Origin of the sequence: Mycolicibacterium hodleri (assembly GCF_025822245.1) — a bacterium.
Lineage (GTDB): Bacteria > Actinomycetota > Actinomycetes > Mycobacteriales > Mycobacteriaceae > Mycobacterium > Mycobacterium hodleri.
Genome location: NZ_JACKTL010000065.1, coordinates 15,162 through 32,627 on the forward strand (window position 1 = coordinate 15,162; position 17,466 = coordinate 32,627).

The 17,466-nt window shown below is 68.9% G+C and carries 15 protein-coding genes; 6 read left to right on the plus strand and 9 right to left on the minus strand.

Annotation, left to right across the window (positions count from 1 at the left end; genetic code table 11):
* The first annotated feature begins 5 nt into the window (after positions 1–5).
* The 3 genes from H7J06_RS26495 to H7J06_RS26505 all read left to right on the plus strand — a co-directional run bounded on the left by H7J06_RS26495 (position 6) and on the right by H7J06_RS26505 (position 2,397).
* On the plus strand, positions 6–938 hold the full coding sequence (locus H7J06_RS26495) for a homocysteine S-methyltransferase family protein (protein ID WP_264042381.1): 933 nt from the start codon (positions 6–8) through the stop codon (positions 936–938).
* A gap of 11 nt (positions 939–949) precedes the next feature.
* A complete protein-coding gene (locus H7J06_RS26500; protein ID WP_264042382.1) occupies positions 950–1,774 on the plus strand; it encodes a serine hydrolase domain-containing protein in 825 nt (274 codons plus the stop codon).
* Positions 1,775–1,884: 110 nt separating this feature from the next.
* Complete coding sequence (locus tag H7J06_RS26505) at positions 1,885–2,397, plus strand: DUF3145 domain-containing protein (RefSeq protein WP_263998797.1); 513 nt, start codon at positions 1,885–1,887, stop codon at positions 2,395–2,397.
* Between the two features lie 147 nt (positions 2,398–2,544).
* Here H7J06_RS26505 and H7J06_RS26510 read toward each other — a convergent pair whose 3' ends face one another.
* Together H7J06_RS26510 and H7J06_RS26515 are read right to left on the minus strand one after the other, a co-directional pair.
* Complete coding sequence (locus tag H7J06_RS26510; protein ID WP_264042383.1) at positions 2,545–3,444, minus strand: diacylglycerol kinase; 900 nt, start codon at positions 3,442–3,444, stop codon at positions 2,545–2,547.
* On the minus strand, positions 3,441–5,021 hold the full coding sequence (locus H7J06_RS26515; protein WP_264042474.1) for an FAD-binding oxidoreductase: 1,581 nt from the start codon (positions 5,019–5,021) through the stop codon (positions 3,441–3,443). The genes H7J06_RS26510 and H7J06_RS26515 overlap by 4 nt, the downstream gene beginning before the upstream one ends.
* Positions 5,022–5,071: 50 nt before the next feature.
* Here H7J06_RS26515 and H7J06_RS26520 point away from each other — a divergent pair, with 50 nt between their 5' ends.
* The 3 genes from H7J06_RS26520 to H7J06_RS26530 are packed head-to-tail and all read left to right on the plus strand — an operon-like array spanning position 5,072 to position 7,827.
* Positions 5,072–5,656: a TetR/AcrR family transcriptional regulator gene (locus tag H7J06_RS26520; protein WP_264042475.1), complete on the plus strand. Its 585-nt coding sequence runs from the start codon at positions 5,072–5,074 to the stop codon at positions 5,654–5,656.
* Positions 5,653–7,185, plus strand: a complete 1,533-nt coding sequence (locus H7J06_RS26525; protein ID WP_264042384.1) for a glycerol-3-phosphate dehydrogenase/oxidase — start codon at positions 5,653–5,655, stop codon at positions 7,183–7,185. Before H7J06_RS26520 ends, H7J06_RS26525 begins: the two co-directional genes overlap by 4 nt.
* 30 nt (positions 7,186–7,215) lie before the next feature.
* Complete coding sequence (locus H7J06_RS26530; protein ID WP_264042385.1) at positions 7,216–7,827, plus strand: dihydrofolate reductase family protein; 612 nt, start codon at positions 7,216–7,218, stop codon at positions 7,825–7,827.
* A gap of 1 nt (position 7,828) precedes the next feature.
* On the opposite strand, the gene H7J06_RS26535 is transcribed toward H7J06_RS26530, so the two are convergent.
* The 7 genes from H7J06_RS26535 to aceE all read right to left on the minus strand — a co-directional run bounded on the left by H7J06_RS26535 (position 7,829) and on the right by aceE (position 17,362).
* Complete coding sequence (locus H7J06_RS26535) at positions 7,829–9,250, minus strand: acyl-CoA carboxylase subunit beta (protein WP_264042387.1); 1,422 nt, start codon at positions 9,248–9,250, stop codon at positions 7,829–7,831.
* Positions 9,251–9,266: 16 nt separating this feature from the next.
* Positions 9,267–10,520 (minus strand): 3-oxoacyl-ACP synthase KasB, encoded by a 1,254-nt coding sequence (gene kasB / locus H7J06_RS26540; RefSeq protein ID WP_264042388.1) that lies wholly within the window; start codon positions 10,518–10,520, stop codon positions 9,267–9,269.
* 30 nt (positions 10,521–10,550) lie between these two features.
* On the minus strand, positions 10,551–11,801 hold the full coding sequence (gene kasA, locus H7J06_RS26545) for a 3-oxoacyl-ACP synthase KasA (RefSeq protein ID WP_264042389.1): 1,251 nt from the start codon (positions 11,799–11,801) through the stop codon (positions 10,551–10,553).
* On the minus strand, positions 11,798–12,091 hold the full coding sequence (gene acpM / locus H7J06_RS26550; RefSeq protein WP_149483639.1) for a meromycolate extension acyl carrier protein AcpM: 294 nt from the start codon (positions 12,089–12,091) through the stop codon (positions 11,798–11,800). The genes kasA and acpM overlap by 4 nt, the downstream gene beginning before the upstream one ends.
* 73 nt (positions 12,092–12,164) lie before the next feature.
* A complete protein-coding gene (locus H7J06_RS26555) occupies positions 12,165–13,088 on the minus strand; it encodes an ACP S-malonyltransferase (RefSeq protein ID WP_264042390.1) in 924 nt (307 codons plus the stop codon).
* A 149-nt stretch (positions 13,089–13,237) separates the two neighbouring features.
* Positions 13,238–14,503: a PucR family transcriptional regulator gene (locus H7J06_RS26560; RefSeq protein WP_264042391.1), complete on the minus strand. Its 1,266-nt coding sequence runs from the start codon at positions 14,501–14,503 to the stop codon at positions 13,238–13,240.
* 66 nt (positions 14,504–14,569) lie between these two features.
* Positions 14,570–17,362 (minus strand): pyruvate dehydrogenase (acetyl-transferring), homodimeric type, encoded by a 2,793-nt coding sequence (gene aceE / locus H7J06_RS26565; protein ID WP_264042393.1) that lies wholly within the window; start codon positions 17,360–17,362, stop codon positions 14,570–14,572.
* Between the last annotated feature and the right edge of the window lie 104 nt (positions 17,363–17,466).

A 17,466-nucleotide genomic window follows, 5' to 3' on the forward strand; every position in this document is an offset into this window, starting at 1 on the left:
TCGGTATGTTGAACGGCATCGACGGACGACGATTGCCACAGCTCGCCGGTGACCAGATGTTCGTCACCGACGGGGGTCTCGAGACCGACCTGGTGTTCCACCACGGCGTCGAGCTGGCATGCTTCGCGGCCTTCCCCCTGGTGCAGCACCCCGACACGCGCGAGGTGCTCCGCCGCTACTACGCGGGTTACCTGGACATCGCCCGACGGCACGGGGCCGGCTTCGTCGTCGAGGCGCCGACGTGGCGCGCCAATCCCGATTGGGCCGCGCGCCTCGGGTTCTCGCCCAGCCAGCTCGACGTCCTCAACCGGCAGGCGATCGAGCTCGCCGAGGAGGTGCGCGCCGCGGCGGCGTCCGACGGGATCACCGCGGTGGTCAGCGGCTGCATTGGGCCCCGCGAACGGGCGATGACCGCCGACGAGGCGCAGGACTATCACGCCCCGCAGGTCGCGTCCTTCGCCGCGACCACCGCGGATCTGGTCACCGCGGTCACGATCAACGACGCCGCGGAGGCCGTCGGCATCGTCAGGGCCGCCGCGGCGGCGGACGTTCCCGTCGCGGTCTCGTTCACGGTGGAGACCGACGGCCGGCTCGCGACGGGACAGTCCCTGCGGGCGGCCGTCGAGCAAGTGGATGCCGACACCGGGGCACGCGCGGCCTACTTCATGGTCAACTGCGCCCACCCGACCCATCTGGCGACGACCTTCGACGACGGGCAGTGGCTGCGCCGGGTGGTCGGCGTGCGGCTGAACGCCTCGACGAGGAGTCACGCCGAACTGGACGAGGCCGAGGACCTCGACGAGGGCGACCCAGACGACTTCGGCACCCGGACCGCGGCCCTGCGGGAGCGGCTGCCCGCGGCGACCGTATTCGGTGGGTGCTGCGGCACGGACGCGCGGCACGTGGCGTCGATCTGGCGTCGGCTGGCTCCGCACTAGGCTCCTGTCGCATGTCAGCTCTCGACGTCCTCACCGAGTGGCCGGTCACCACCGCGGCGGCGGCCGTGGTCGGACCGGCCGGCGTTCTCGCGTCCCACGGGGACGTCGACCGCAGGTTCGCCCTGGCGTCGGTCACCAAGTTGCTCGTCGCCCGCGCGGCGCAGGTGGCGGTGGAGGAGGGCGTCGTCGACCTCGACACCCCGGCCGGCCCGCCGGGCTCGACCGTGCGGCATCTGCTCGCGCACACCTCGGGTCTGTCGATGCGGTCACCCGACGTCGTCGCCGAACCCGGCAAGCGCCGCATCTACTCCAACGAGGGCTTCGGTGTGCTGGCCGCGGCGCTGGAGGAGGCGTCAAAGATCTCGTTCGACCGCTACCTGCTGGAGGCCGTCTTCGAGCCGCTAGGCATGGTCGCGTCGACCCTGGTGGGCGGCGCCGCGGCCGCGGGGTTCGGGGGCGAGTCGTCGGTCGCCGACCTGTGCCGGTTCGCCGCCGAGCTGCTGCGGCCGGCGCTGGTGTCGGTGCAGATGCATGCCGAGGCCACCTCGGTGCAATTCCCGGACCTGTCGGGCGTGTTGCCGGGTTACGGGACGCAACGGCCGAACGACTGGGGGCTGGGCTTCGAGCTGCGCGACGGCAAGTCGCCGCACTGGACCGGTTCTCTGAACGACGCCACGACGTTCGGGCACTTCGGCCAGTCGGGCACGTTCATCTGGGTCGATCCGGCCGTCGACCTGGCCTTGGTGGTGCTCACCGACCGCGATTTCGGCGACTGGGCACACCCGCTGTGGCCAGCCATCTCTGATGGAGTGCTGAGAGAATTCGGGCCACACTAGCGCAACACCTGCCTCACAGGGCACAATAGACACGCACGAAACAACTGCCTCTTTTTGGCGCTCAGCAGGTCGTCGGGGAAGACGTCCCTATTGAGCCGAAGGAGCAGATGATGCGTGCGTCGAACCAGTTCGCCGACACGGCCACCGGTGTGGTGTACGTCCACGCCTCGCCCGCGGCGGTATGTCCACACGTGGAGTGGGCGCTTTCGTCGACCCTGTCGGCGAGGGCGAACCTCAAGTGGACGCCGCAGCCGGCGATGCCTGGGCAGCTCCGTGCCGTCACCAACTGGGTAGGTCCCGTGGGTACGGGGGCTGCCCTGGCCAACGCGCTGCGGTCGTGGTCGGTGCTTCGTTTCGAAGTCACCGAGGACCCCAGCGAGGGCGTCGACGGGCACCGCTGGTGCCACACCCCGCAACTGGGGCTGTGGAGCGGCGTGATGAGTGCCAACGGCGACGTGATGGTCGGCGAGATGCGGCTGCGCGGGCTGATGGCCTCCGGGGCCGACGCCATGGCCGCCGAGATGGACACCGTGCTGGGCACCGCATGGGACGAGGCGCTCGAGGAATTCCGCGGCGGCGGCGACACCGGCGAGGTCACCTGGCTCAACCGCGGGGTCGGCTAACCGCTCGCGGGACGTCTCGCGGGGAGGCTCATCCCGTGAGGCTGGCGTCTCGCAGAGGGCTCACGCGGCGCGAGGCATAACTGGTGGCGGCGGGCTACGGCGTGTCGTCGCCACGGCTTATGTCTCGCGGGGGCCACTCGCGCGGACTCACGGGGCGGGCCGCAGGATCCGCAACGCCCCGGGTACCGCCGACACCTCGACCGGCAGGGGGCAGACGAACTCGCCGTCGGCGTAGGCGTTGATGCCGGGGCACTCGACCGTGATCACCTTCGCCCTGGCCGTCCGCACTTGGTCGAGGTCGACGTGCGTGCCCTTGAACACCGTGGGGAACAGCCGGATCAGCTTGGCGCGCGACGCGGATTGCACCATCGTCACGTCCAGTTGGCCGTCGGAGTGGTCCGCGTCCGGGCAGATCAGCATGCCGCCGCCGTAGCTGCGGGTGTTGCCGAACGCCGCCAGCGTCAGATCGGTGACCAGTTCCTCGCCGTCGAACGTCAACCGAAACGGCAGCAGCCGCAGCTTCGAGATCTCGGCCAGCATGGCGACGTTGTAGCGCATCCGGCCGTGCGGCCACGTCATCCGATTGGTCCGGTCGGTCACCAGCGAGTCGAAGCCTGCGGCCATCACGGTGCCAAACCAGCGGTCGGTGCCGTCGGCGCCGGAGATGCGGCCCAGGTCGACGGTCTCGGCCACCCCGTCGACGACGACGTCGGCCGCGGCCTCGGGGCTCTTGGTGGGGATGCCGAATTCGCGGGCGTGGTCGTTGCCCGTGCCGGCCGGGATGATGCCCAGCGGAATGTCGTTCTGCGCGAGCACTTGTAGAGCCAGCGAGACGATGCCGTCGCCACCCACCACGACGAGGGCGTCCATGCCGCGCTCCAGCGCTCCCTCGACCAGGCGACGCGCGTGGTCGGCGTCGGTGCCCGCGATGGCCACGACGTCGACGCCGCGGCGGTGGAACTGGGCGATCGCCCGCTCCGCCACGTGCGTGGCACCGCCGTGCCCGGACGCCGGATTGGTCAGCACGGTGATGCGGCCGAGCGTCACGGAATCAGCTTGCCCGGGTTGAGGATTCCGGCGGGGTCGAGCACCGCCTTGACGGCGCGCAGGACCTCGACGCCGAGATCGCCGATCTCGTCGCGCATCCACGGCCGGTGATCGGCGCCGACGGCGTGATGGTGGGTGATCGTCGCCCCGGCGCGAATCATGGCGTCGGATGCGGCGGTCTTCGCCCTGCGCCATTGGTCGATCGGGTTGCCGCGCTGCCCCGCCACGACGGTGAAGTACAGCGAGGCACCGGTCGGATACACATGGGAAATGTGGCACAGGACCAACGCCGGGGTGCCCGTTTCGGCCAGCGACGTCGTCAGGGCCTCGGTGACGGCGGCCTTGACCGCGGCCAGGTTCGACCAGTTGGTGGCGGTCTCCAGTGTCTCGCACAGCGCGCCGGCCGCCAGCAGCGAATCACGCAGGTACGGCGCCCCGAACCGGCCGTGCTCCCACGCCTTGGCGGGTTCCTCGCCGAGGCTGGTGCCGCCGTGCGCCGCCAGCATCGCCCGGGTCTCGGCGTGCCTGCTCTCGGTGTGGGCGGCCGTGCCCTCGAAGGCGGTGATCGCCAGGCACCCACCGGTGACGCTCTGTTCGCCGATGGTCTCGGTGGTGGCGAGGTTGACGCCGGTCTCGGCCTCGTCGGACAACCGGATCACGGTGGGGCCGGTGCCGTTTTGCACGACCGCGCGCAACGCCGCTGCGCCCGTGGTGAAGTCCGGAAACGACCACGCCTCGTACCGGGTCGTCTCGGGGACGGGATGCACCCGGACCCGCACCCGGCTGATGACGCCGAACACGCCCTCGGAGCCGACCAGCAGCTGCCGCAGGTCCGGGCCGGCCGCCGACGCCGGTGCGCGCCCCAGGTCGAGCACGCCCGCGGGGGTCACCACTCGCAGGCCGCGGACCATGTCGTCGAATCGACCGTAACCGGCCGAGTCCTGCCCCGACGAGCGCGTCGCCGCAAATCCGCCGATGGTGGCGAACTGGAAGCTCTGAGGGTAGTGGCCGAGCGAGAAGCCCTGGGCGCCAAGGAGTTTTTCGGCGTCGGGGCCGGTGACTCCGGCACCGAGTTCGGCTTCACCGGAGACCTCGTCGAGGCCGTGCAGTGCGTCGAGGCGACGCAGGTCCAGGGACACGACGGCCTTGAAGTCGCCCCGAGCGGGATCGAGGCCGCCGACGACGCTGGTGCCCCCGCCGAAGGGGACGACGGCGATGCTGCTCCTCGAGCAGTGGTGGAGGATCTTGGCGATCTCGTCTTCGTCGGCAGGCAGCAGCACCGCGTCTGGCGCGTCTTGAACCCCGGTGCCGTTGCGCCGCAACAGGTCCAGGGTGGACTTGCCGCCGGCCCGCAGCAGCCTGGCGTAGTCGTCGGTGAGGCAGTGCGCCTCGCCGACGACGGTCGACAGCGCGTTGCGGTCGGCGTCCGACAGTGCCGACGGACGCACGTGCACCTGGTCGGCTTCCGGCTGGGCGGCGGGGTCGGTCGAGACCCCGAGAGCCTGCACGAGCAGTGTTCGGATGCCGTCGGAGAGGGGTTTGGCCGCCGCCGGGTCGCCCCAGGCGTTCCACTTCATCGGAGGCGTGAACTGGTCGTGCGATCGGGTCATGCGTTACAGTATTACAGATCATGTCAATCAGTAACGAAGCTCGACCGACGTCGGTCGAGGAGCGCATCCTCGACGCGGCCGCCGACTGCGTGCTGGCCTACGGTGTCGACCGCGTGACGCTCGCCGAGATCGCCCGCCGCGCGGCCATCAGCAGGCCCACGGTCTACCGCCGCTTTCCCGACACCCGGTCGATCCTCGCCGCCCTGCTGACCGCACGGATCACCCGCGCTCTCGACGCCGTCCCCAGCGCGGGCGTCGGCCGCACGCCGCTCGTCGACCGGGTGGTCGGCGTCGCCGAGCTGGTGCGCCGCGACGACGTCGTCATGTCCGTGCTCCGGCAAGACCCCAACCTGGCGATGTCCTATCTCTCCGAACGGCTCGGCACCAGTCAGCAGATGCTGCTCGACACCGTCGCCGGCGAGATCACGTCCGCCCAGCACGAGGGCAGCGTACGACCCGGCGACGTCCGGCAACTCGCCGTGATGTGCCTGCTGATCACGCAGTCGACGATTCTGGCGGCGCAGATGGTCGAGGCCATCCTGCCCGCCGACGACCTGGCCGCTCAGCTGGCCCTGGCTCTGAACGGATACCTCGCGCCATGACCGGCCCCGCCCTCAACTCCGCCCGCCGCACCGCCGAGCTGACGGCCCTCGGCGACACCGCCCGGGTCGACGTCGTCGTCATCGGCGGCGGCATCACCGGCACCGGCATCGCGCTCGACGCAGCCTCCCGCGGGCTGTCGGTCGTGCTGGTGGAGAAGCACGACCTCGCGTTCGGCACCAGCCGGTGGAGTTCGAAACTGGTCCACGGCGGCCTTCGCTACCTCGCAACCGGCAACGTGGGCATCGCCCGCCGCAGCTCCGTCGAACGCGGAATCCTGATGACCCGCAACGCTCCTCACCTCGTCACCGCGATGCCGCAACTGGTGCCGCTGCTGCCGTCGATGAGCGGCGCCTCGCGGGCACTCGTGAGATTCGGCTTCGCCGCGGGCGACGGTCTGCGCAAGCTGGCGGGCACGCCCGCGTCGACCCTGCCGCGATCGCGACGCGTGGATGCCGCGCGGGCCGTCGACCTGGTGCCGACGGTGCGCCGCGACGGACTCGACGGCGCCTTCCTGGCCTACGACGGCCAGCTGGTCGACGACGCCCGGCTGGTCGTCGCGGTCGCCCGCACCGCTGCCCAGCACGGCGCGCGAATCCTGACCCGCGTCGCCGCGTCGAATGCCACCGGCACGTCGGTGCGGCTGACCGACCAGCTCACCGGCGAGTCCGTGGACGTCGCCGCGCGCGCGGTGGTCAACGCCTCCGGGGTGTGGGCGGGCGACGTCGACCCGTCGATCCGGCTGCGACCCAGCCGAGGCACGCACCTGGTGTTCGACGCCGCGGCCTTCGGCAATCCCACTGCCGCACTGACGGTTCCGATCCCCGGTGAGACCAACCGCTTCGTCTTCGCCATGCCCGAGCAACTCGGACGGGTGTACCTCGGCCTCACCGACGAGGATGCGCCCGGGCCCGTCCCCGACGTGCCGGAGCCCACCCCGGCCGAGGTGTCGTTCCTGCTCGACACCGTCAACACCGCACTCGACGTCGCGCTGACGACCCACGACGTGGTCGGGGCCTACGCGGGATTGCGGCCGCTGATCGACAATGGCGCCGGCCGCACCGCGGACGTGTCGCGTGAGCACGCGGTGGTGGAGTCGGCCAACGGCGTGCTCAGCGTCATCGGCGGCAAGCTCACCGAATACCGCTACATGGCCCAAGACGTCTTGGACCGCGCGGTGGCGTTGCGTGGACTGCCCGCGGGCTCGTGTCGCACCGGCAATCTGCCGCTGGTCGGTGCGCCCGCCAATCCGGTGTCGACGCTGCGGTCGTCGGTGGCGCTGCCGTCGTCCCTCGTCGCACGCTACGGTGCCGAGGCGCCCAACGTCGTCGCCCAGGCCAGCTGCGATCGGCCCGGTGCGGTGGTGGCCGACGGAATCGACGTCATCCGAGCCGAATTCGAGTACGCGATCACCCAGGAGGGCGCGCTGTCGGTCGACGACGTCCTCGACCGCCGCACCCGCATCGGGCTGGTGGCCGCGGACCGGGCCAGGGCCGTCGTCGCCGCCGAGGAGTTCCTCGCTGCGCGATGAGTTTCACGGCCGCGGGGTGTCTCAACGTGCATGAGACGACTTATCGCGAGCACGTTCCTGACCCTCGACGGTGTGATGCAAGCCCCCGGCGGACCCGAGGAGGACGTCGACGGGGGATTTGGCCTCGGCGGCTGGTCGGTGAACTTCTGGGACGAGCACATGAACCAGACCATGGGCGAGACCATGGGGGCGCCGTTCGATCTGGTGCTGGGGCGGCGCACCTACGACATCTTCGCCGCGCACTGGCCGCATGCCACCGAGGAGGACGGCGCCACACCCCTCAACGAGGCGACGAAGTACGTCGCCTCGCGGCAGCGCCCCGCCTTGGAGTGGCAGAACTCGGTCCTGCTCGACGACGACGTGCCTGCGGCCATCGCCGCGCTCAAGGAGACCGACGGCCCCGAGCTTCAGGTGCTCGGCAGCGCCGATCTGCTTCAGACGCTGATGCGTCACGACCTGATCGACGAATACCTGCTGTGGACCTTCCCGGTGCTCGTCGGTACCGGGAAGCGGCTGTTCGCCGACGGAGTCGTGCCCACCAACCTGGAACTGGTGACGAGCTCGGTCTCGACGACCGGTGTGGTGATCGGCACCTACCGTCCGGCAGGTGCCGTCACCGTCGGTTCGTTTGCGCTGGAGTGACTTACAGCGGGATGTTCTTGTGGCGACCGCGACGCGCGGGAGCCTCGGCCAGCGCCTGGGTGAGCACGCTGCGGGTGTGCGGCGGGTCGATCTTCGCGTCGACGACACCGATCTCGATGGCACTGTCGACGCCGCCGGCGATCCGCTCGTGCTCGGCCGCGAGCTGCTCGTGCAGGGCCTCGCGGTCCTCGGGGGCGGCCGCGGCCAGGGTGCGCTTGTGCAGAATGCCGACGGCGGGCTTGGCGCCCATGACCGCGACTTCGGCGTTCGGCCAGGCGAAGACCTTGGTCGCACCCAGCGACCGCGAGTTCATCGCGATGTAGGCGCCGCCGTAGATCTTTCGCGTCACCAGCGTGACGCGCGGGACGGTGGCCTCGCCGAACGCGTGCAGCAGCTTCGCGCCGCGGCGGACGACGCCACCCCACTCCTGGTCGACGCCGGGCAGGTACCCGGGCACGTCGACGATGACGACGATCGGAATGCCGAATGCGTCGCACAGGCGAACGAAACGGGCTGCCTTCTCGGCACTTTCGGAGTTCAGGCAACCGCCGAGGCGCAGCGGGTTGTTGGCGAGCACGCCAACGCTACGGCCGGCCAACCGGCCGAGGCCGACGACCATCGACGGCGCCCACTTGGACTGGAACTCGTCGAACGGCGCGTCCTCGTCGAGCAGCGCCGAGATGAGCGGGTGCACGTCGTAGGCGCGACGGGCCGAGTCCGGCAGCAGCGCGCGCAGATCGGAATCGCCCGCCTCGGCCTTGGAGCGGTCGAAGTGCCCCTGCTGGCAGAACAATCCGATGAGTCGGCGGCCACGCTCGTAGGAGTCGGCTTCGTCGTCGGCGACGATGTGGCAGACGCCGGACTTCTTGTGGTGGGTGTCGGGTCCACCGAGCGACGCCATGTCGACGTCCTCGCCGGTGACGCTGCGGACGATGTCGGGTCCGGTGACGAAGACGCGACCCTCGGGCGCCATGATGACGACGTCGGTGAGCGCAGGCCCGTAAGCCGCTCCGCCAGCGGCGAATCCGACGACGATGGAGATCTGAGGGATGTAACCCGACGCCCGGATCATGGCCTCGAAGACCAGACCGACGGCGTGCAGGGCCTTGACGCCCTCGGCCAGTCGTGCGCCACCGGAGTGCCAGATACCAATGATCGGGGCCTGCTCGTCGATGGCGGTGTCGTAGGCGTTGACGATGTGGCGGCAACCCTCCACGCCCATCGCGCCACCCATCACGGTGCCGTCGGTGCAGAACGCGATGGTGCGCACGCCGTTGACGGTGCCGGATGCGGCGAGCACGCCCGAGCGGTCGCGCTCGTGGAGCAGCTCCACGGTGCCGTCGTCGAAGAACGTGCGCAGGCGAAGCAGGGGGTCACGCGGGTCGAGGGACTCATTCACGCTTTCGGGCGCCATCGTCGTCATCTCTGTCTCCTAAATCTCAGTACTTCCCGAAGGCGATCGCGACGTTGTGCCCGCCGAATCCAAATGAATTGTTGATTGCGTACTGGTAATTGCCGCGGCGAGGTTCGCCGGCGACCACGTCGAGGTCGATCTCTGGATCGAGGGTGTCCAGGTTCAGTGTGGGTGGGACGACGCCGTCCCGCAGGGCAAGCACCGTGAGAATGGACTCCACCGCGCCGGTCGCGCCGACGGAGTGGCCCAGTGCCGACTTGGGTGCGTACACCGCCGGGCACGTCTTGCCGAGTGCGTTGTTGATCGCCTTGCCCTCGGCGACGTCGCCGACCTGCGTGCCCGTCGCATGGGCGTTCACGTGGTCGACGTCGCCCGGTTGCAGGCCGGCGAGCTGGATGGCTCGCGAAATCGCCTGTCCCGCACGGTCACCCGTCGGATCCGGGGCGACGATGTGGTAGCCGTCGGAGGTGATCCCCGCGCCCATCAGCCGCGCCACGATGTTCGCACCGCGTGCCCTGGCATGCTCTTCGGTCTCGAGAACCATGAGGCCGGCGCCCTCGCCGAAGACGAACCCGTTGCGGTTCTGGTCGAACGGCTTGCACGCACCGGCGGGGTCGTCATTGGTGGTGGACAACACGATTCGCATCTGCGCGAAGCCGGCGATCGGAACCGCCTCGATCCTGGTTTCCACGCCACCGCAGATGGCGACGTCGGCTTCACCGAGGACGATGCTGCGCCATGCGTTGGCGATGCCCTCGCTGCCGGAGGCGCACGCCGACACCGGAGTGATGACGCCTGCCTTCGCCCGCCGGTCCAGGGCGACCGCGGCTGCGGGGGAGTTGACCACGTACTTCTGCACGGTCAACGGGGCGACGGCCGAGATGCCCTTCTCCTGCATCCCGTCGTAGGCGTAGAGGAGTTCCTCGGTACTGCCCATGCCGGTGCCGATCGACACCATTAGGCGCCGGGTGTCGACGTCGGGGGAGCCTGCGCTCTCCCAGGCCCGCCGACCGACGACGGTCGCCATCTTCTGGAGATAGGACAGCCGCTCGAGTTCCCCGGGCGTCAGCTCGCTCTCGAAGTCCTCGAGCAAGTGACCGCCGATGCGCACCGGAAGGTCGTACAGGTCGACGAAGTAGTCATCCAGCGTGCGGATGCCACTTTCTCCGTCCTGCAGACGCTTCCACGTACCTTCGGCGTCGGTCGCCAATGCGGTCGTCATCGCAAATCCGGTGACGACCACATTGGGGAGACCGCTCCCCGTGGTGAGACGGGTCAACTCTGCCAATCCTCTCCGTGCCCAGGGTGCTTAGTAGCGCCCAAAGGCCAGGGCGACATTGTGTCCACCAAACCCGAACGAGTTGTTGATGGCGTACTGGTAGTCGCCGTATCGAGGCTCACCCGCGACGACATCGAGATCGATCTCGGGGTCGGGCGTCTCGTAGTTGAGCGTCGGCGGGATGACGCCGTCGCGCAGCGCCAGCACCGTCAGGATGGACTCCAGTGCGCCGACGGCGCCGATGGAGTGACCCAGTGCCGACTTCGGGGCGTACACCGCGGCGTTCTCCACACCGGCGTTGCGGATGGCGTTGGCCTCGGCCGCGTCACCGATCGACGTGGACGTGGCGTGCGCGTTGACGTGGCTGATGTCGGACGGCGAGAGGCCCGCCGTCTCCATCGCCCGCTTCATCGCGTGCCCGGCCCGGAGGCCGTCCGGTGCCGGAGCCACCATGTGGAAGGCGTCCGACGAGATGCCGGCCCCCATGATCCGGGCCAACGGCGTTGCGCCGCGTGCCTTGGCGTGCTCCTCGGTCTCGATGATCATCATCGCGCCGGCCTCGCCGAAGACGAATCCGTCGCGATTCTTGTCGAACGGCCGCGACGCGCCCTCGGGATCGTCGTTCTTGGTCGACATCGCCCGCATCATCGAGAACGCCGCGATCGGCAGCGCCTCGATCATGCCTTCGACACCGCCGCAGACGGCGAAGTCCGCGTCGCCCATCACGATCTGGCGCCACGCGTGGGCGATGGCCTCCGAACCGGACGAGCATGCCGACACCGGCGTGATGACGCCGGCGCGGGCCCCGAGTTCGAGGCCCACCACCGCGGCCGCACCGTTGGGCATGATCATCTGGACGGCGAGGGGGGACACCTTGCGGGGGCCACCCTCGTTCATCGCGTCGTAGGTCTCGACGATCTTCTCGCCGCCACCGAGCCCGGTGCCGATCACGACCGAGAACCGGTCGGGATCGACCTCGGGCCGTCCTGCGGTCTCCCACAGGCGGTTTCCAACCCACTTCGACATCCGCTGCACGTAGGACATGCGGCGCAGTTCGAGCCGCGTCATGAGTGGATCGAGGGGCTCCGCGAGGTGCCCGCCGATCTTGACCTGCAGGTCCCACTTGTCGACGAACGGGTCGTCGAGGACGCGGATGCCGCTTTCTCCTGCCAGCAAGCCCTTCCACGTGCTCTCGATGTCCGGAGCAATAGAAGTAGTCGCCTCGACGGCAGTCACCACCACGCTGGGGAAACCGCCGTTAGCAGTGGAAGGACGGGTCACGAGGTGAACTTGTCGCGGAGTGCTGCGGCGGCTTCGGGGTTCTCTTCCTCGAGCTTCTGGATGTAGGCGACGACGTCACCGACGGTGCGCAGGCCGGCGAGGTCCTCGTCGGGGATCTTCACGCCGTACTTGTCCTCGGTCTGGACGGCGATCTCGACCATCGACAGCGAGTCGATGTCCAGGTCGTCGACGAAGGACTTCTCCGGGGTGACCTCGGACGGCTCGATGCCGGTGACCTCTTCGATGATCTCTGCGAGACCCGAGATGATTTCTTCCTGACTGGCGGCCACGATGGCTCCTTCTGTTCTGTGTATCTCGGTGCGACGACGCCCCCTTCTGGAGCGCCGACATGAGCTTTCTGGCTTAGAGCTCGGAGAGCCCGTCCAGGTCTGCGGGGGTCTTGACGGCGTACGTCGGTACTCCCCGAAGTTCTCGTTTGGCGATGCCGACCAGCGTGCCCGCGGGCGGGAACTCGACGATCGCGGCGACGTCGCGCTGCCGCATGGTTTCGGTGCACAGATCCCAGCGCACCGGTTGCGTGAGCTGGGCGACCAGCTTGGTCATGGCGTCGGCGGCCGACGTCACCGGCTGGCCGTCGGCGTTGGACAGCAGGCTGGCGGTGGGGGCGCTGGCCGTGACGGCGTCGGCCGCGGCGGAGTAGCCGTCCAGTGCCGAGGCCATGAAGTGCGTGTGGAAGGCACCCGCGGTGGCCAGCTTGCGTACGCGTGCCTTCGCCGGCGGGTCCTCGACCAGCTTGTCGAGGGCGGAGATCGCACCTGCGGCGACGATCTGTCCGGCGGCGTTGCGGTTGGCGGGCACCAGGTCGAGTTCGTCGAGACGGGCGAGTACCTCGGCCTCGTCGCCGCCGAGTACCGCGGCCATGCCGGTCGGTTCGACGGCGCACGCCTTGGCCATCTCGGAGCCGCGGGTGGCGGCGAGGCGGACGGCGTCGTCGGCGTCGAGCACTCCGGCGATGGCGTAGGCCGCGATTTCACCGACGGAGTGGCCCGCCACCACGAGCTCGGCGCCGGAGAGCAGGCCGCGCGTGGTCAGCTCTTGGTGCGCCAGCAGGGTGGCGGCGACCACGAGAGGTTGCGTGACCGACGTGTCGGTAATCTCCTCGGCGGTTGCCGTGGTGCCCAGCCGGGCCAGGTCGAGCTTGATCGCCTCGGACCACGATGCGACGCGCTCGTCGGCTCCGGGTAGTTCGAGCCACGGCGCGAGCATGCCGGGAGTCTGCGATCCCTGTCCGGGCGCGAGCAGCGCAAGCGTGGGTGTTTGGGGCACGGATTAAGAAAACACTGTGAAACCGGTTTCGCGCGGTGTAAGAGAATATGAACATAGTCTTATGTTTTTGTGGGGATCCCACAAAACGGCATGTGATGGGACTGCAACGAGACCGGATTGCGATCAATCATCCGGGAAATGAAGCAACGTCACGACCCGCTCCGCGGTGTTACCCGCGCCACCGAAGTATTTGTCGTGCTGGCATATGTCGTCTGCCGACCGAGCCGACCGACGGTCGTCGCCACCCGCAGAACGTAGGCGTCGCGGGGCAGCATGGGATCGCGCCCGGTGAAGTCCGCGATGCGTTTGAGTCGGTAGCGGACGGTGTTTGGATGAACGAACAATTTGCGGGCACAGGCTTCAATCGCGCCCCCCGAGTCCAGGTAGGCGTCGAGTGTCTCCGTGAGCGCCGGACCCGCTTCGGCGAGGGGTCGCATCACGTCGGAGTCCAGTGCGGCGATGGCCGACGGGTCGCCGAGCAGCGCCCGTTCGGGAAGCAGCTCGCGGGCCGACACCGGTCGCGGTGCCCCGGTCCACCCCGCAACGGCATTCATGCCCGCGATGGCCTCGGCGGCGCTGTAGTGAGCCGCTACCAGGGACGCCGCGAACGGGCCGATGACCACCGGCTCGTCGGCGAACACCCCGAGCAGTTCACCGAGGAACTTGTCGGTGGGGGTCAGATGACCCGAGACGATCGCGACCAGCCACGTGCCGTGCACGTCGGAAAGCGCCGCCCTGCCGTTGCGGGTGACGATTTCGTGCACGTCCTCGCTGGCGAACTCCGAACGTCCCGGCTTGGGGAAGCCGACGAGCACCGTCGCCGGTGCCGTGGCGTCCCAGTTCAGCGCGGCGGCTTGGGACTGCAACTGCGGACCGATGTCGCCACGGACCACGGCGTCGACGACGTTGGCCTCCATCCGGGTGTCCCACGCACCCCGCGCCTCCGCGGCGTCGGCGTACCCCGACGCCGCGGCGAACGCGAGGTTGCGGCTGTAGCGCAGGATGCCGATCGTCAGGGCCGTCGTCTGGTCTTCGTTGCGGCCCAGGAGGGGGACGGCTTCCTCGAAGTGCTCCATCGTCACCCGCACCATGTCGACGGTCTGGCGCAGTGCGATTCGGCGCGTCAGCTCCTGCGGCACCAGCGCGAACGCCTCGGCGGTGTAGCCGACGTCGCCGCGCGGGTTGCGCATCCACTCGGCGAAGTTGACCAACGCCGTCTGCACGACCAGCTGAACGCTGGCGCGCTGCGACGCCTCCAGCTCGGCGAAGAAGGGCAGCCGCTCACCCATCACCTGCACGGCCTCGGTGGACAGGCGGCCCGAGTATTGCTTGACACGACGCAGCAGCGACTCGGGCACGGAGTCGAGCAGTTCGAGCGACGAGATCCGCGGGTCGTCGATCTGCTTGTCCGGCATCCCTAAAAGATACGCCCGTTTACTGGTGGAAACCTACAACTGCTGAGTCGATCGAGGGAACCTGGGTCAGGCGCCCGGCCCGGGGTCGGAGGTCTGCACCGGAGCGGCCATCACGTCGTCGATCTGGTACTCCTTCGCGGCCGCCACCGCCACCGACGGATCGATCTCGCCGTCGCGCGCCAGGGCCTCGAGCACCGCCACCACGACCGACTCGGCGTCGGTGTTGAAGTACCGCCGCGCGGCGGGGCGCGTGTCGGAGAAGCCGAAACCGTCGGTGCCCAGCGTGACGTAGGTGTTGGGCACCCACGGCCGAATCTGCTCGGGCACCGCGCGCATCCAGTCCGACACCGCGACGACCGGGCCCGCGGTGGACTCCAGCACCTGGGTGACGTAGGGGACCGGAGCCGGCCGATCCGGATGCCGCAGCAGTTCCTTCTCCACGGTGATGCCGTCGCGGTTGAGCTCACCCCAGCTGGTCACCGACCACACGTCGGCCGCGACGTCCCAGTCCGCCGCGAGCAGGTCAGCCGCGCGCAACGCCTCCGGCATCGCGACACCCGAGGTCAGGATTTGCGCGACGTTCGAGCGCTTGTCCTTGGCCGCGCGGTAGCGGTAAATCCCCTTCAGCATGCCCTCGGGGTCGAAGTTCTCGGGCTCGGCCGGCTGGACGTAGGGCTCGTTGTAGATGGTGATGTAGAAGAAGACGTTCTCGGGGTCCTCGCCGTACATCCGGGCCAGGCCGCTCTCCACGATGTAGGCGATCTCGTATGCGAACGCCGGGTCGTAGGCCACGACGGCGGGGTTGGACGCCGCCAACAGCAGGGAGTGACCGTCCGCGTGCTGAAGCCCCTCGCCGGTCAGCGTCGTGCGACCCGCGGTGGCGCCCAGCACGAAGCCGCGGGCCATCTGATCCGTCGCCGCCCAGAGACCGTCGCCGGTGCGCTGGAAGCCGAACATCGAGTAGAAGATGTAGATCGGGATCATCGGCTCGTCGTGCGTGGAGTACGACGTGCCCACCGCGGTGAACGACGCCGTCGACCCCGCCTCGTTGATGCCCTCGTGCAGGATCTGACCGAGGTCGCTCTCCTTGTAGGCGAGCATCAACTCCGCGTCGACCGAGGTGTACAGCTGCCCGTTGCGGTTGTAGATCTTCAGGCTCGGGAACCACGAGTCCATGCCGAACGTGCGGGCCTCGTCCGGGATGATCGGCACGATGCGCTTGCCGATCTCCTTGTCGCGCAACAACTCCTTGAACGTCCGCACGATCGCCATGGTGGTGGCGACGGACTGGGTGCCCGACCCCTTCTTGAGCGACTTGTAGACGTCGCGGCTGGGCAGAGGCAGGGCCTTGGCCTTGTTGCGCCGGGCGGGCACGAAGCCGCCGAGGGTTCGGCGCCGATCCAGCAGGTAGCGGATCTCGGGGGCGTCGGGTCCGGGGTGGTAGTACGGCGGCAGGTACGGGTTCTCCTCGAGCTGCGCGTCCGTGATCGGGATGCGCTGCGCCTCGCGGAAGTCCTTCAGGTCCTGCAGCGCCAGCTTCTTCATCTGGTGGGTCGCGTTGCGGCCCTCGAAGTGCTTGCCCAGCGTGTAGCCCTTGATGGTGTGGGCCAGGATCACCGTCGGCTGGCCCTTGTGCTCCATCGCGGCCCGGTAGGCGGCGTACACCTTGCGGTAGTCGTGACCGCCACGCTTGAGGTTCCAGATCTCGGCGTCGGTCATCGGCTCGACCAGCGCCTTGGTGCGCGGGTCGCGGCCGAAGAAGTGGTCGCGGACGTAGGCGCCGTCGTTGGCCTTGTAGGTCTGGAAGTCACCGTCGGGAGTGGTGTTCATCAGGTTGACCAGCGCGCCGTCCTTGTCGGCGTGCAGCAGCGCATCCCATTCGCGGCCCCACACCACCTTGATGACGTTCCAGCCGGCGCCGCGGAAGAACGACTCCAGCTCCTGGATGATCTTGCCGTTGCCGCGCACGGGACCGTCGAGGCGCTGCAGGTTGCAGTTGATGACGAAGGTCAGGTTGTCGAGGCCCTCCAGGGCCGCGACGTGGGCCAGTCCGCGGCTCTCCGGCTCGTCGGTCTCGCCGTCGCCGAGGAACGCCCACACGTGCTGATCGGAGGTGTCCTTGATGCCGCGATCGTTGAGGTAGTGGTTGAACCGCGCCTGGTAGATGGCGTTCATCGGGCCCAGGCCCATCGACACCGTGGGGAACTCCCAGAAGTCGGGCATCAACCGCGGGTGGGGGTAGGACGGGATGCCGCCACCGGGGTGAGAGTGCTCCTGGCGGAACCCGTCGAGCTTGTCGGCGGTTAGCCGGCCCTCGAGGAACGCGCGTGCGTAGATGCCGGGGGAGGCGTGGCCCTGGATGAACACCTGGTCGCCACCGCCCGGGTGGGACTTGCCGCGGAAGAAGTGGTTGAACCCGACCTCGTACAGCGCGGCGGACGAGGCGTAGGTCGAAATATGGCCGCCCACACCAACTCCGGGGCGCTGGGCGCGGTGCACCATGATCGCGGCGTTCCACCGGATCCAGGCACGGTACCGCCGCTCGACGTCCTCGTCACCGGGAAACCACGGCTCCAATTCGGTCGGAATCGTGTTGACGTAGTCGGTCGACGTGAGCGCCGGAATGGCGACCCGCTGTTCGCCAGAACGCTCCAGCAGGCGCAACATCAGGTAGCGCGCACGGGCGGGTCCGGACCGTGCGAGCAGGTCGTCGAACGACTCCAGCCACTCGCTGGTTTCCTCCGGATCGATGTCTGGCAGGTACGAGGCAACACCCTCGCGAATGACGCGGACCCGATCGGGTTCGCTTGCGGTGCCTGAGTTTTGGGCCAGGTCCTGGCGCGCGAACTCGGTGGTCAACTGCAGCTCCTCGGTAGGCGTGATCGGGAGCTCGTGGCCCCGTCACACGTGATTTTCGTCGTCGTTCCTGGCGACGTGTCCATCGTGCCCCTATCGTGCCGTAG